1 pseudogene is annotated in these 273 nt (G+C 61.2%); it reads left to right on the forward strand.

The annotated features are described in order from the left end of the window. Positions 1-15: 15 nt before the first annotated feature. Positions 16-273: pseudogene (locus tag ABG80_RS09610) on the forward strand (protein rep); the annotation flags it as partial.

Genomic DNA, 273 nt, shown 5'->3' on the forward strand with positions numbered 1-273 from the left:
CACCCGCACCTGCACATGATCGCCTTGGCCGAGGTCGAGCCCAGCCAGGAGCGCTTGTCGCGGGATTGGCACCAGATCACCGGGGACAGCTTCATCGTTGATGTGCGGCCCATCGTTGGAGATCCCGCCGAGGGGTGCATGGAGGTTTTCAAGTACGCCGTCAAGTTCAGCGATCAGCCGGTTGCCGATACATGGCATGCCTTTCAGACGCTCAAGGGGAAACGCCTTCTTGGTTCTGCTGGGTGCTTCCGAGGTGTCGAGGTGCCGGAAGAG

Source organism: Aquabacterium parvum (assembly GCF_001447195.1).
Classification (GTDB): domain Bacteria; phylum Pseudomonadota; class Gammaproteobacteria; order Burkholderiales; family Burkholderiaceae_C; genus Aquabacterium; species Aquabacterium parvum.